13 protein-coding genes are annotated in these 13,917 nt (G+C 70.1%); 6 read left to right on the top strand and 7 right to left on the bottom strand.

Annotation, left to right across the window (positions count from 1 at the left end):
• Positions 1-66 precede the first annotated feature (66 nt).
• The 5 genes from OG933_RS32920 to OG933_RS32900 all read left to right on the top strand — a co-directional run bounded on the left by OG933_RS32920 (position 67) and on the right by OG933_RS32900 (position 5,463).
• A complete protein-coding gene (locus OG933_RS32920; protein ID WP_405630469.1) occupies positions 67-1,437 on the top strand; it encodes an ABC transporter substrate-binding protein in 1,371 nt (456 codons plus the stop codon).
• Complete coding sequence (locus OG933_RS32915) at positions 1,434-2,372, top strand: sugar ABC transporter permease (protein ID WP_362520664.1); 939 nt, start codon at positions 1,434-1,436, stop codon at positions 2,370-2,372. Before OG933_RS32920 ends, OG933_RS32915 begins: the two co-directional genes overlap by 4 nt.
• Positions 2,369-3,193: a carbohydrate ABC transporter permease gene (locus tag OG933_RS32910; RefSeq protein ID WP_362520661.1), complete on the top strand. Its 825-nt coding sequence runs from the start codon at positions 2,369-2,371 to the stop codon at positions 3,191-3,193. The genes OG933_RS32915 and OG933_RS32910 overlap by 4 nt, the downstream gene beginning before the upstream one ends.
• Positions 3,190-4,179: a zinc-dependent alcohol dehydrogenase family protein gene (locus OG933_RS32905; RefSeq protein ID WP_362520657.1), complete on the top strand. Its 990-nt coding sequence runs from the start codon at positions 3,190-3,192 to the stop codon at positions 4,177-4,179. The genes OG933_RS32910 and OG933_RS32905 overlap by 4 nt, the downstream gene beginning before the upstream one ends.
• A 93-nt stretch (positions 4,180-4,272) precedes the next feature.
• Positions 4,273-5,463, top strand: coding sequence for a TerD family protein (locus OG933_RS32900; RefSeq protein ID WP_362520943.1), 1,191 nt, complete (start codon positions 4,273-4,275; stop codon positions 5,461-5,463).
• Positions 5,464-5,536: 73 nt separating this feature from the next.
• Here the strand turns inward: OG933_RS32900 and OG933_RS32895 are convergent, their stop codons facing one another.
• Positions 5,537-6,109 carry a TetR/AcrR family transcriptional regulator gene (locus OG933_RS32895; RefSeq protein WP_054239184.1) on the bottom strand — a complete coding sequence of 191 codons (573 nt, stop codon included), beginning with the start codon at positions 6,107-6,109 and terminating at the stop codon, positions 5,537-5,539.
• 166 nt (positions 6,110-6,275) lie between these two features.
• Between OG933_RS32895 and OG933_RS32890 the strand changes: the two genes are divergently transcribed.
• Positions 6,276-7,775, top strand: coding sequence for an MFS transporter (locus OG933_RS32890; RefSeq protein WP_405630465.1), 1,500 nt, complete (start codon positions 6,276-6,278; stop codon positions 7,773-7,775).
• A gap of 81 nt (positions 7,776-7,856) precedes the next feature.
• Here the strand turns inward: OG933_RS32890 and OG933_RS32885 are convergent, their stop codons facing one another.
• The 6 genes from OG933_RS32885 to OG933_RS32860 form a co-directional block, all read right to left on the bottom strand.
• Positions 7,857-8,234 (bottom strand): hypothetical protein, encoded by a 378-nt coding sequence (locus OG933_RS32885; RefSeq protein ID WP_405630464.1) that lies wholly within the window; start codon positions 8,232-8,234, stop codon positions 7,857-7,859.
• A 232-nt stretch (positions 8,235-8,466) separates the two neighbouring features.
• A complete protein-coding gene (locus OG933_RS32880; protein WP_405630463.1) occupies positions 8,467-9,240 on the bottom strand; it encodes a LuxR C-terminal-related transcriptional regulator in 774 nt (257 codons plus the stop codon).
• A gap of 486 nt (positions 9,241-9,726) precedes the next feature.
• Positions 9,727-11,730 (bottom strand): threonine--tRNA ligase, encoded by a 2,004-nt coding sequence (thrS, locus tag OG933_RS32875; RefSeq protein WP_405630461.1) that lies wholly within the window; start codon positions 11,728-11,730, stop codon positions 9,727-9,729.
• 168 nt (positions 11,731-11,898) lie between these two features.
• Positions 11,899-12,651, bottom strand: a complete 753-nt coding sequence (locus tag OG933_RS32870) for a thioesterase II family protein (protein ID WP_405630459.1) — start codon at positions 12,649-12,651, stop codon at positions 11,899-11,901.
• A gap of 45 nt (positions 12,652-12,696) precedes the next feature.
• Entirely contained in the window at positions 12,697-13,698 is a 1,002-nt protein-coding gene (locus OG933_RS32865; protein WP_405630457.1) for an LLM class flavin-dependent oxidoreductase, read from the bottom strand.
• Between the two features lie 3 nt (positions 13,699-13,701).
• Positions 13,702-13,914, bottom strand: coding sequence for an MbtH family protein (locus tag OG933_RS32860; RefSeq protein ID WP_054239177.1), 213 nt, complete (start codon positions 13,912-13,914; stop codon positions 13,702-13,704).
• Between the last annotated feature and the right edge of the window lie 3 nt (positions 13,915-13,917).

Genomic DNA, 13,917 nt, shown 5'->3' with positions numbered 1-13,917 from the left:
CCACCCCCGAGGGCACCACCACGCCTCGGGGCGCCCGAAACATCCCCCTATGCCCAGGAGCGATCGATGCGCACCCAGAGCCGACGGAGGCCGCGAGCCACGCTCGCCGCGGTCGCCGCAGGGACGCTGCTCGCCCCGCTGCTCTCCGGCTGCTGGGCCGGAGCCGGCGGGGCGGGTTCCGGCGGCGACTCCCTCAACGTCCTCATGGTCAACAACCCCCAGATGGCCGAGTTGCAGAAGCTCACCGCCGACCACTTCACCAAGGAGACCGGCATCAAGGTCAGCTTCACCCTGCTGCCGGAGAACGACGTCCGCGACAAGATCAGCCAGGACTTCGCCAACCAGGCGGGCCAGTACGACGTGGCGACCCTGTCGAACTACGAGATACCGATCTACGCCCGCAACGGCTGGCTGCACGCGATGGACTCGTACGTGGCGGCGGACCCCGCCTACGACGAGAAGGACGTCCTGAAGCCGATGCGCGAGTCCCTCACCGGGGACGACGGAAAGCTCTACGGCCAGCCCTTCTACGGCGAGTCCTCCTTCCTCATGTACCGCAAGGACGTGTTCGCCGCGAAGGGCCTGACCATGCCCGCCCACCCCACCTGGCAACAGGTGGCCGACCTCGCGGCGAAGACGGACGGGGCCGAGCCCGGCATGAAGGGCATCTGCCTGCGCGGGCTGCCCGGCTGGGGCGAGGTGATGGCACCCCTGACGACCGTCGTGAACACCTTCGGCGGCACCTGGTTCGACCAGGACTGGAAGGCACAGCTCGACTCGCCCGCCTTCGAGAAGGCGACGAAGTTCTACGTCGGCCTCGTCCGCGACCACGGCGAGTCCGGAGCCGCCCAGTCCGGCTTCGCCGAGTGCCTCAACAACATGACCCAGGGCAAGGTCGCCATGTGGTACGACGCCACCTCCGCGGCAGGTTCCCTGGAGGCGGCGAAGTCCCCGGTCAAGGGCAGGATGGGCTACGCCCCGGCCCCCGTGGAGCGCACCGACTCCTCCGGCTGGCTCTACACCTGGGCCTGGGGCATCCAGAAGGCCTCCCGCAACGCCGACAAGGCCTGGAAGTTCGTCTCCTGGGCGTCGAGCAAGAGGTACGAACAGCTGGTCGGCGAGGAGATCGGCTGGTCGAACGTGCCGGCCGGCAAACGGGCGTCGACGTACGAGAACGCGGACTACCGCGCGGAGGCGTCCGCCTTCCAGGACATGACGAAGCAGGCCATCGAGGCGGCGAAGCCCAACGACCCGGGAGTGCAGCCGCGGCCCGCGCCCGGCATCCAGTTCGTCGGTATCCCCGAGTTCACCGACCTCGGCACCAAGGTCTCCCAGGAGATCAGCGCGGCCATCGCCGGACGCCAGTCCGTCGAGTCGGCCCTGAAGAAGTCGCAAGCGCTCGCCGAGCGGATCTCCGAGGAGTACGAGGGACGATGACCGCGACGACGACGGCCCCCGTGGCCGCACCTCCCGCACCCACCCCGCACGGCCCGAACGCCAGGCTGCGCGCCTGGGCGACCCGGGCCCCGCTGCTCCCCGCCCTGGTCTTCATGATCGTGGTCACCCAGCTCCCGTTCGTGGCCACGGTGGTGATCTCCTTCTTCGACTGGAACGCCCTCTACCCCGACGCCCGCCGCTTCACCGGGTTCGACAACTACCACCAGGTCCTGACCGACGCCGACCTGCGCCACTCGGTGTGGACGACCGTCCTGCTGACGGCGACCGTGGTGCTGGTCAGCCTGCTGCTGGGACTGGCCCTGGCCCTGCTCCTGGACCGTCGGTTCCGGGGCCGGGGCGTGGTCCGCACGCTGCTGATCGCGCCCTTCCTGGTGGTGCCGGTGGCGGCGGCCCTGCTCTGGAAGCACGTCCTCTACAACCCTGAGTACGGCCTGCTCAACGGCCTGTTGCACTATGTGGGCGGCCCCCAGCCGGACTGGATCTCCGACACCCCGCTGCTCGCCGTGGAGGCCTCCCTGGTCTGGCAGTGGACGCCGTTCATGATGCTGATCCTGCTGGCCGGCCTGCAGAGCCGGGACCAGCAGCAGATCGAGGCGGCCCGGGTGGACGGCGCGAGCGACTGGCAGATCTTCCGCCATCTGACCCTCCCGCACCTGCGCCGCTACCTGGAGCTGGGCGCCCTGCTCGGCTCGATCTACATCGTCCAGAACTTCGACGCGGTCTTCACCATCACCTCGGGCGGACTGGGCACGGCGAACCTCCCCTACACCGTCTACCAGAGCTTCTACCAGGCCCATGAGAACGGCCTCGCCTCGGCCGCGGGCGTCCTGGTGGTCATCGGCTCGATCGTCATCGCGACCTTCGCCCTGCGGGTCGTCTCGTCCCTGTTCCGTGAGGAGGTGTCCCGCGCATGAACGTCGTACGCAGAGGCGGCCTCGGGCTGCTGGCCTGGGTGACCGGGATCGTGTTCTTCCTGCCGGTCGCCTGGATGGCCCTGACGTCCTTCCACTCCGAGCAGGACGCGGCCACCAACCCACCGTCCTTCACCGCCGCCCTCACCCTCGACGGCTACCGCGAGTTCTTCGGCACCGGCGGCGGCGCGAGCCCCTGGCCCGCGCTGGTCAACTCGGTCGTGGCGTCGGTCGCGTCGACCCTGCTCGTCCTGCTCCTCGCCCTCCCGGCGGCCTACGCGCTGTCGATCCGGCCGGTGAAGAAGTGGACGGACGTCCTGTTCTTCTTCCTGTCGACCAAGATGCTGCCGGTGGTGGCGGGCCTGCTGCCGATCTACCTGTTCGCGAAGAACGCGGGGATGCTGGACAACATCTGGCTGCTGGTCATCCTCTACACCTCCATGAACCTGCCGATCGCGGTGTGGATGATGCAGTCGTTCCTGGCCGAGGTGCCGGTGGCGATCATCGAGGCCGCCCGGGTGGACGGGGCGCGGCTGCCGACGATCCTCGCGCGCGTGGTCGCCCCGATCGCGCTGCCCGGCATCGCGGCGACGGCCCTGATCTGCTTCATCTTCAGCTGGAACGAACTGCTGTTCGCCCGGGTGCTCACGGGTGTGGTCGCGGAGACCGCCCCCGTCTTCCTGACCGGCTTCATCACCAGCCAGGGCCTGTTCCTGGCGAAGGTGTGCGCCGCGTCGCTCGTCATCTCCCTGCCGGTGCTCGCCGCGGGGTTCGCCGCCCAGGACAAACTGGTCCAGGGCCTGTCCTTGGGAGCCGTGAAATGAAGGCCGCCGTCATCGAGTCCGTGGGCCGCGCCGTCGTCACCGAGGTCCCCGACCCGACGCCAGGGCCGCGCGAGGTGGTCGTGGAGGTCGCCGCCTGCGGACTGTGCGGCACCGATCTGCACATCCTCCAGGGCGAGTTCGCGCCGAAGCTGCCCATCGTGCCGGGGCACGAGTTCGCGGGCACGGTCGTGGGGGTCGGCACGCAGGTCACGGAGGTGTCGGTGGGCGACCGGGTGGCGGTGGACCCCTCCCTGTACTGCCACGAGTGCCGCTACTGCCGTACCGGGCACAACAACCTCTGCGAGCGCTGGGCCGCGATCGGCGTCACCACGGCGGGGGGCGCGGCCCAGTACGCGGTGGCGCCGGTGGCCAACTGCGTACGGCTGCCCGAGCACATCCGCACCCAGGACGCGGCGCTGATCGAGCCGCTGTCGTGCGCGGTGCGCGGCTACGACGTGCTCCGGTCGCGGCTGGGCGCGCATGTGCTGATCTACGGCTCCGGGACGATGGGGCTGATGATGCTGGAGCTGGCGAAGCGCACGGGCGCGGCGAGCGTGGACGTGGTGGACCTGAATCCGGCGCGGCTGGAGACCGCGCGCCGGCTGGGCGTCTCCGGGGCGGCGGCGAACGCGGACGAGCTGGAGCGGCCGCGGGGCTGGGACCTGGTCGTGGACGCGACGGGCAACGCGGCGGCGATCCAGGACGGTCTGGGGCGGGTGGCGAAGGCCGGGACGTTCCTGCAGTTCGGCGTCGCCGACTACGCGACCCGGGTCACCGTCGACCCGTACCGGATCTACAACCAGGAGATCACCATCACCGGCTCGATGGCCGTCCTGCACAGCTTCGAGCGGGCCGCCGAACTGTTCGCGAACGGGGTGCTGGACCCGAAGGTCTTCATCAGCGACCGGATGCCGCTGGAGGAGTACCCGAGGGCGCTGGAACAGTTCGCGGCGGGGGTCGGCCGCAAGATCGTGGTGGTGCCGTAGGCCGGTATGCCTGCCATGTCCCTGCCCGGGCCCGTTCGGGTCCGGGTAAGGGAACGGCAAAGTGGTCTCGCTCGTTCACCCGGCATGACAGCTATGACCCCCGGCTCGAACATCCCTCTCTCCACCGCACGCGTGACGGTGGACGTCGCCGCTCCGGTGCGGCTCGACGTTTCGGGCCTGCTGCTCACCGCCGACGGCAAGGTGCGCTCCGACGACGACTTCATCTTCTACAACCAGCCGAGCGGCCCCGGCGTGACCTACCGCTCCGGCGGCGGTACGGCCCCCGACGCGATCACCGTCGACACGTCCGCGGTCCCGCCGGGCATCGAGAAGATCGTCGTCACCGCCAGCCCGGACGCCGCGGGGCAGACGTTCCAGGGCGTCGAACCGACGGCGACGATCCGCAGCGCGGACGACAACGGCGTGCTGGCCACCTTCACGCCCCCGCAGCTCGGCTCGGAGACAGCTCTGGTCGTCGTGGAGATCTATCTCCGCAACGGCGCCTGGAAGGCCCGCGCCGTCGGCCAGGGGTACTCCAACGGCCTGGCCGGCATCGCCACCGACTTCGGGGTGACGGTGGAGGAACCCGCGCCGGCCGCCGCACCTCGCCAGATGGCCCCGCCGCCGCCCGTGCCGCAGTCTCCGGTGACCCCGGCGGCCCCGCCGATGCCCCCGGCACCGCCCGCCGCGGCCCCCGCCGCCACCGGGAAGATCAACCTGGACAAGGGCCGGGTCAGCCTCCAGAAGAACCAGACCGTCTCCCTCGTCAAGGGCGGCCGCCCGCTGCTCTCGCAGGTCAAGATGGGCCTGGGCTGGGAGCCCGCGTTCCGCGGCAAGGACATCGACCTGGACGCCTCGGTCATCGCCTACGGCCCCCAGCGCAACCACATCGACAGCTGCTACTTCGGCAAGCTCTCCATCGTGAACGGCGCGATCAAGCACTCCGGCGACAACCTCACCGGCGAGGGCGGCGGGGACGACGAGGTGATCGTCGTCGACCTCGGCCGTCTCCCGCAGGAGGTGACCGGACTGGTCTTCACCGTGAACTCCTTCTCGGGCCAGAAGTTCACGGAGGTCGCCAAGGCCTACTGCCGTCTGCTGGACGCCTCGACCGGCGAGGAACTCGTCCGCTTCGACCTCACCGGCGCCGAACCGCAGACGGGCGTGCTGATGGCCAAGCTGATCAAGCAGTTCTCCGGCGAGTGGGAGATGACGGCCATGGGCGACTTCGTGAAGGCCCGCACCGTGCGCAACATGGTGAAGCCGGGCGCCCAGGCCCTGTAACCGCGCCCGGGCCGGCCCCGGCCCGCAGTCGCTCAGCCACGGGCGCCCGCCACCACGGGGGCGCCCGCTGTCGTCACCGCGCGGGCCGCAGCCCCTCCGTCAGCAGCGACACATAACGGCGGATGGCGCTGCGGTCGCCCTTCGCCAGCTCCGAGGCCGTCGCCACCCCGTGCGCGAGGCGCAGTACGTCGATCGGCTCGATGTCCGGCCGCAGGGTGCCCTCCCGCTGCGCCGCCTCCACCAGCCGGGCCGCCGCCTCCTTCATGTTCGTACCGCAGGCGGTGACCGCGGCCGCGCTGCCGTCCGTGACGGCGGAGCCCAGCAGGGCCTTCATTCCGCGGACCTGGATCGTGCCGACGCACAGCTCGTTGAGCCACTCCACCAGCGCCTCGCCCGGCGGGAGTTCACCGCCGAGTTCGTCGGCCCGTACGGCGAGCGCCTCGATCCGGTCGACGTAGGCCGCCTCCAGCAGCGCCTGGCGCGTGGGGAAGTGCCGGTACAGCGTGCCGGATCCGACGCCCGCCCGCTTGGCGATGTCGTCGAGGGAGGCGCCCTCCCCATGCTCGGCGAAAGCCTCCGCCGCCACCTTGAGCAAGCGCTCGTAGTTGCGGCGAGCGTCCGCACGCATGGGCCTGACCTGCGTCATCCAGTTACTCCTTGCAAACCGGGGACTCTCTCCGTATTTTGGCAGACACTAAACGGAGACAGTCCCCGCTTACTGCGCTCGTCTCTGCGGGTCCACGACCAGGGTCTCTTCGTGCTGCCCGCATGTTCCACCACTTCCCGCGGGGACACCAGACAGGGAGCACCCCATGTCCACGCCGTCCCCTTCCGCCTCGGCCGCCGATGCCTCGACCGCCGACGTCCCGGCCGGTTCCGCCCCGGCCGCCTCTTCCCCTCCAGCTGCGCCACCCGGACCGGCCGCCCGGCCCGGCGCCGTCCTGCTCGTGATCGTCACCGCCTATCTCATGGTCGGAGTCGACTCCACGGTCGTCAATGTCGCCCTCCCCGACATCCGGCGTGACCTCGGCTTCTCCCCCACCGGACTGTCCTGGGTACTGAACGCGTACACCCTCGCCTTCGGCGGCCTGCTGCTGCTCGGCGGACGCGTCGGCGACCTCCTCGGCCGCCGACGCACGCTCACCCTCGGCGTCCTGCTGTTCGCCGGCTCCTCGCTGCTCGGCGGCCTGGCCGGCGACGGTGGCTGGCTGCTCGCCGCCCGCGCCCTCCAGGGAGTCGGCGCCGCCCTCACCGCGCCCAGCACCCTCGCCCTGATCACCACCAACTTCCCCGAGGGTCCCCGCCGTCACCACGCCCTCGGCGTCTACTCCTCCATGGCCGGGATCGGCGCCTCCATCGGGCTGGTCCTCGGCGGCATGCTCACCGCCTGGGCGTCCTGGCGCTGGGCCCTGCTGATCAACGTGCCCATCGGGATCGCGGTCGCCCTCGCCCTGCCCCGCTTCGTCACCGAGACCCCGCGCCACGCGGGCCGGTTCGACGCGGCGGGCGCCCTGACCGGCACCGCCGGGACGACCTCTCTGGTGTACGCGTTCATCCGGGTCTCGCAGGAGGGGTGGAGCGACACCCCGGCGCTGCTCGGCTTCACCGGCGCGGCCGCCCTGCTCGTCGGTTTCGCGCTGGTCGAGACCCGCGCCGAACAGCCGATCATGCCGCTCGGACTCTTCACCGACCGCGACCGGGCGGGCGCCTACCTCGGTGTCCTGATGCTGCCCGCGGGCATGTTCGGCGCCTTCTACTTCCTCACCCTCATCAGTCAGGAGGTGCTGCGCTACAGCCCGTTGCGCGCCGGTCTCGCGTTCCTGCCGATGACGGCGGTGATGTTCACGACCGTTCGGTTCGTGCCGCGGCTGCTGGCCCGCCTCGGGGCCAAGCCACTGATCCTGACCGGTATGACACTGCTCGCCGGTTCGGGCTGCTGGCTGTGGCGGCTCGGTCCCGGCGACGGCTATGTGACGGGTCTGCTCGGCCCGCTGCTGCTGTTGGGCGTCGGCGTCGGCCTGGCCCTGATGCCACTGAACGCCACCATCCTCGCGAAGGTCGGGCCCGAGGAGGCCGGCGCCGCCTCCGGCCTCCTCCAGAGCTTGCAGTGGCTCGGCGGCACGCTCGGTCTGTCCGTGCTGGTCACGGTGTACGGCACGGCCACCCGGCACGCGGTGGGCAGCCCGGCCGAGATCCTCACCCACGGCGCGACCCGGGCGTTCGGGGCGGCCGCCCTGATCGCGCTGGCGGCCCTGTCGACGGCGGCCCTCGCGATCAGGGGCAGGCGGAGGATCCCGGCCGCGGGCGGCTGATGCGGGCCGGGAACCGCCACCGGGAACCAGGCCGCGGCCGGCCCGGCACCGGTGTGCGCCGAGAAGACACCGCGCCCGGGTTCACCTGGGGTGGTGCAGCCAGCGCTGGAGTGCGGCGTTGACGCTGCCGGACAGGGCGCTGAGCTGGTCGATGGCGTCGCGGTCCTCGGGGTACGGCGGGATTCCGGCCGCGGTCAGCGCGGCGTGCAGGTCGATGCGTCGCCGGTCGCGCGGGCCGATGGCGAGGTCGAGGCGCTCGGCGGGATTCGGCGGCAGCAGGTGGTCCATGTCCTGGCCCATGTCCTGGTCCATGTCCTGGTCCGGGTCGGCCGGGGCCGGCCAGACGCCGGCCGGGTCCGGCCAGCGGACGTCGGCCGCGTCGACGGCATAGGGGTCGACGAAGGCATAGGGGTCCACGAAGGCGCGGGGGTCGCTGTGTTCGGGGGCGGTGGTCGTCACGTTGCTCTCCTCACCGGCTTCTTACGGTTCTGCCGGACAGGAAGCGTGCGGAGCCCGATCCGGTTGCGGTCCCGGCCGGACATCACGCTGACGGCGTCATCGGCGGCTCATCCTCTGGTCCGACGAGCGCCACCCGAGGCAGAGCCGGCCCTCGGCCGGTGGACGGGCCGGAGAAGAGGCCGGTGAGGGCGCCGGCCTCGACGGCCGGCGCCCTCACCGCCTTTCCCACCGGTCAGAGCCAGCCGTTCTCCGCGGCCCTCAGACCCGCTTCGAAACGGCTGCGCGCACCGAGGCGTTCCATGAGACCGGCCATCATCCGCCGTACGGAACGCGCGGAAAGCCCCAGCTGGCGGCCGGCCCGCTCGTCGGTGAGGCCCTGTGACAGCAGGAGCAACAGCTCGCGCTCCTGCGGGGACAGGCCGTCGTCGTCGGTGGCGGGAGTCGTGTCACCGACGGGCCGGGACGTGGACCAGATCTGTTCGAACAGAGCGAGGATCACCGTGACCGTGCCGGGATCGGTGACCTCAAGGGCGCCGAGCGCTGAGTTGTCCGGGTCGACCGGCACCAGGGCGACGCGCCGGTCGTAGATGAGCATCCGGATGGGCAGCGAGGGCGCGGTGCGCACTTCGGCACCGATCTCGGTCAGCCAGCGGGCGTAGACCAGCGTGGGCGGGTCCTTGCGGAGGCTCTCCAGGCCGACGGTGCGCATCGCCACTCCGCGACCGCGCACCTGCGAGTCCAGCCTCTTCGCGGCCTCGATGAGCGCCGGGTCCTGCGGCCCTCCGGGCATGAGGGTCGCGACTTCCTCGGTGGAGCGCAGGGACAGTTGCTCGATCCGGTCCTGGATCGCGTCCATCCCCATCAGCTTGGTGACCTCGGGGCGGCCCTGCCCGGAGCGCTGGTCGGTGTATTCCTGGACCAGTTGCGCGACGGCCACCTGGCTCTCGGCGAACTGGTAACTTTGGCGCAGCATTTCGGCTTGGCGCTGCTGAATGAGTAATTCCATTCCGACTTGAGGGCTGACCGGCCTCAATTCACCCGGCACCTCCCAAGAAGGGCGCAGCAGAGTCAGCTCGGCAAGGTTGTCGAGGGCCTGCCGGATCTCGTCCGCAGTGGCGGAGAGTTCACCGGCCATTCCTTCGACATCCAGGTCGCGCCGAGTCAACAGCAAACGATATGTTCGTTCGGCTATGGGATCGAGTCCCAAGAAGTCAAGCACTGTTCCCCCGTCAGCTTCCGCGAGCCCGCGAGAGGTTACGAAGCCTCCGCGAGCATGTCAAGGATGCTTTGCGCACCACTCAGGGCGCGCGACCACCGATCGTACAGGCGCTCGACGTCGCCCTGCACGCCTTTACGGCGGCCATGCTCAAACGGGGAGCAAAGAGTTCGTTCTCCGCGGTAAGCCCTTTCCGGGCGCTGTGCGGACGGCCCGGGGAGCGGTACCGGGTCAGCTCCCGGTTCACTCCCCGGACCTCGCCGGACTCACCGTGTCCTACTGGTGCCCGGCGCCCTCCAGGCTCTTGGAACGCACCAGTTCGGTGGCCTGCGCCACGAATGCCTCGAGAGGCATCGAGCGCTCCTCGCCCGAGCGGTACCGCACCGACACGGTCCGGTTCTCGGCCTCTTTACGGCCCAGGACGACGATCAGTGGCACCTTGCGCGTGACCGCGGCCCGCACCTTCGCCGACAACCGGGAGTCACCGCGGTCGACCTCGGCGCGCAGGTCAGCACCGAGGAGAACGTCGCAGACCTCGTCCGCGTACTCCCGCAACTCCGACGCGAGGGGGATGACACGGACCTGCTCCGGGGCGAGCCAGACCGGGAACGCCCCGCCGAAGTGCTCGACCAGGTAGGCCACGAACCGCTCGTGCGAACCCAGCGGCGCACGATGAATCACGACAACCGGTTTCTCCCCGCCGTCCGAATCGTGGTAGGTCAGGCCGAAGCGCTGCGGAGTGTACAGATCGACCTGGTTCGTCGAGGCGGCGAACTCCTTGCCGGTGACCGCGCGGATCATGAAGTCGACCTTGGGACCGTAATGGGCGGCCCCGCCGATCTCCTCGACGTAGGGAATGTTCGACTCGTCCATGGCGTCACGGGTGATCTGCTCCGCGAGGCGCCACATCTCCTCGTCGTCGTGGTACTTGGCCGTGTTCCGGGGATCTCGCAGGGCGAGCACCATGTAGAAGTCCGAGATACCGAGTGCCCGGTAGTACGCGTCATGCATGCGCATCACTTCCAGGAACTGGTCTTTCGCCTGCTCTGCCGAGCAATAGATGTGCGCGTCGTTCTGCGTGAACCCGCGGGTGCGCATGAGGCCGTGGAGCTGGCCACTCCGTTCGAATCGGTGAACGGTGCCGTACTCCGCAATCTTGTAGGGGAGGTCCCGGTAACTGTGCGGCCTCGACTTGTACACCATGTGGTGGTGCGGGCAGTTCATCGGGCGGAGGTAGTACTGCTCACCTTCGATGTCGATCGGCGCGTAGAGATCCTCGCGGTAATAGGGAAGATGCCCCGAGAGGTAGTAGAGCTCGTCCTTGGTGATGCTCGGTGTGACCACTCGCCGGTACTTCAGGCGTCGCTCCGTCTGCCGTGCCCAGCCTTCGAGTTCGTCCCGGATGATCGTGCCGTTGGGCAGCCACAGGGGGAGTCCCTTCCCGATCTCCTTGCTGAAGGTGAAGAGATCGAGGTCCTCGCCGATCCTGCGGTGATCGCGTCTGCCGGCCTCCTCCAGCTGCCGCAGATGCTCCTTCAGCTCCTCGCGGGTCGGCCAGGCCGTCCCGTAGACCCGCTGCAGCTGTGGGTTGGCCTCGTTCCCCCGCCAGTACGCGGCCGCCGAGCGGGTCAACTTGAATGCCTGGATCAGCCTGGTCGAGGGGAGGTGCGGGCCTCGGCAGAGGTCGGACCAGCGCACCTCGTCCGAGCGGGCGTCGAGGTTGTCGTAGACGGTCAGTTCCCCCGCTGCGGAGTCAGCCGCCGAGGGGGCGCCGTCGTCACCTTTCAGATCCACCAGTTCGAGCTTGTACGGCTCGTCGCGGAGCTCTTGCCTCGCCGCCTCGATCGACGGGAACACCCGGCGCCGGAAGCGCTGACCGCCCTTGATGATCTCCCGCATCCGCACCTCGATCCGCTCGAGGTCATCCGGCTGGAACGGCTTGGCGACATCGAAGTCGTAGTAGAAGCCGTTCTCGACGGGCGGCCCGATGCCGAGCTTCGCCTCGGCATACAGGCTCTGTACGGCCTGGGCGAGCACATGCGCGGTCGAGTGCCGCAGGATGTTCAGGCCGTCGGGGCTGGACAGGGGAACGGGAAAGACCTTGACCTCCTCCCCCGGCTTCCAGGAGAGGTCCCGGAGCAGGCCGTCGGCATCACGGACCGCGACGATCGCGTTCGGCCCGGTCATGGGCAGTCCGGTCGTGGCGACGACGTCGGCACACGAACTGCCGGCCGGGACGGTGACCGCGTCCGGCACACGGTCGACGCGGGTTGTGCTCATTGATGGCTCCTCGGTTCATGGTGAATGGGGGATCGCGGGGCCGATCCGGCCAGGGGCGGGCTCAGTGTGGGTCCGCAGCGCGGGCGGTGACCACCAGACCCGTCACGAACCGGCCGATGGCCCCGTCGGACGGCCCTGCGGGCCACCGGAGAGGCCGGATCGCCGACGTCAGGTGAGGACCGCTTCCGTGCTGGAACGGACGGTGCGGGCGACGGCCGCCCAGTGATCGTTGAGGAAGAAGTGCCCACCGCTCAGGACGTGGAGCCGAAACGCACCCGTGGTGTGCTCGGCCCACACCCGGGCGTCCGCGACGGGGGTCAGCGGGTCGTCGTCGCCCGTGAAGGCCACGACCGGGCAGTGCAGGGCAGGGCCGCCACCGAACCGGTAGGTCTCACTGGCCTGATAGTCACCCCGGATCAACGGCAGCAGCAGGGACCGCAGTTCGGGATGGTCCAGCAACTCGCTGTCCATACCCCCGAGCGACATCACCTGCTCCGCCAGGGCGTCCTCCGGCAACTGGTGAGCGGTGGTCCGGCGGATACGCGAGGGGGCCGGCCGGCCGCTCACGATCAGCGCGACCGGGGCGGAGTCGCCCAGCCGGGCGGCCACCTCGTAGGCGACGACGGCGCCGAGGCTGTGGCCGAGCAGGGCTCGCGGCCGGTCTCCCGCCCCCTGCCCCAGCACCTCGGCGACCTGGTCGGCGAGCCGGTGGACATCCGTGACCACCGGCTCCGCGTACCTGTCCTGACGACCCGGATACTGCACCCCGAGCACCTCGGCGTGGTCGGCCAGCTCGGCCGCGAGCGGACGGTAGAAGCCCGCCGACCCCCCTGCGTGCGGGAAGCAGACCAGCTGCAGATCCGGCACCGCGGTGCCCGCCGGGGCGTCGAGACGCCGGAGCCACAAGGCTGTCTGGGTCATGCTCTGTCTCCTTCGGAAGGTTCGACGGACGTGCGGTGCCGCCCGTCAGACGGCGGCCGGCATCCGCTGTGCCAGCCGAAGGGCGATGCCCGAGTGGTGGAGGTCGTCCTCTTCCCTGGGCACGTCGAGGATCAGTGCGGTGATACCCAGTTCGAGATACTCACCCAGCAGCCGGGCCACCTCCTCGTAACTGCCGACGAGGTAAGGGCAGAAGGTCTTGTACGCGCGGAACGGATAGAGCCAGTAGCCGTCCCTGGGGCTGTGCGAGTGCTGCGCGTCCCGGGAGAGGTTCTGGTGCCAGCGCGACTCGACCTGCCCGGCCGCCACATCGTGCAGCCGCTCCCCCAACTCGTCCGACGGGAACCGCTCGTGCGCGATCCGCCAGGCCTCGTCGCTGCTCTCACGGGCGATGATGCCCAGCCGGATGCCGTTGCCCCGCAGGCCGTCGGGGTCCGCCGCGTGGTCCGCCGCCGCACGCGGGTACGAGAGCCGGACGGCGCCCAGGGTCTGCTGCGCCTGGGCACAGGCGTCGGAGGACCCCGATACGTAGAACCTCGGGGTGAGTTCGGCCGGCAGCGGGATGGTGAGCGAGGCGGCGTTGAGGCCGTAGTGCCGACCGAGGTGGGTGACCGGCCGGGTACCGGTGAGCAGCTTGTTGACGATCTTCCCGTACTCGGCCAGCCGTTCGTAGCGCTCGTCGTGGTCGAGGACGTCGCCCAACTCGCGCATGTGCCCGGCGAATCCCCCGGTCACCAGATTCAGGTCGACCTGGCGGCCATGCAGATAGCCGATGGAGCTGATCGCCCTGGCGACGTCGAAGGGGTGGCGGAACAGCGGCTGCACCGCCACCAGCGGCACCAGCGTCTCGGTGTGTTCGATCATCAGCTGGGCCGCGGCCCAGGGGTCGACGAGCGTGTTGTCCGTGTAGACGAGCAGGCCGCGGTGGCCGGCCGCCTCGGTCCATCGCGCCACGTCGACGGCACGCCGCCGGAACTCGTGCCCGGTGAGGCTGTGCGAGGAGGGCGCGGTCGTGTAGACGGTCAGCATGGCTCAGGCGGCCTCTCCGGTCGCGAGCGCCGTGCGAAGACCGAGCGGGCGCAGGTCCTGCCAGATCTCCTCGATGTGCGCGAGGCACTCGGCCCTGGTTCCCTCGAAGCCGGCGGCCTGCCAGCCCAGCGGGAGGGGCCGCCCGGGGAACCAGACCGAGTACTGCTGCTCCGCATTGCTCACCACGGTGAAACGGTCGATGCTCTCGACAGCCATGTT

Source organism: Streptomyces sp. NBC_00016 (assembly GCF_045040885.1).
Classification (GTDB): Bacteria; Actinomycetota; Actinomycetes; order Streptomycetales; family Streptomycetaceae; genus Streptomyces; species Streptomyces coriariae.
Note: the sequence above shows the minus strand (reverse complement) of the source record. Positions and strands in the feature narration are given on the sequence as shown.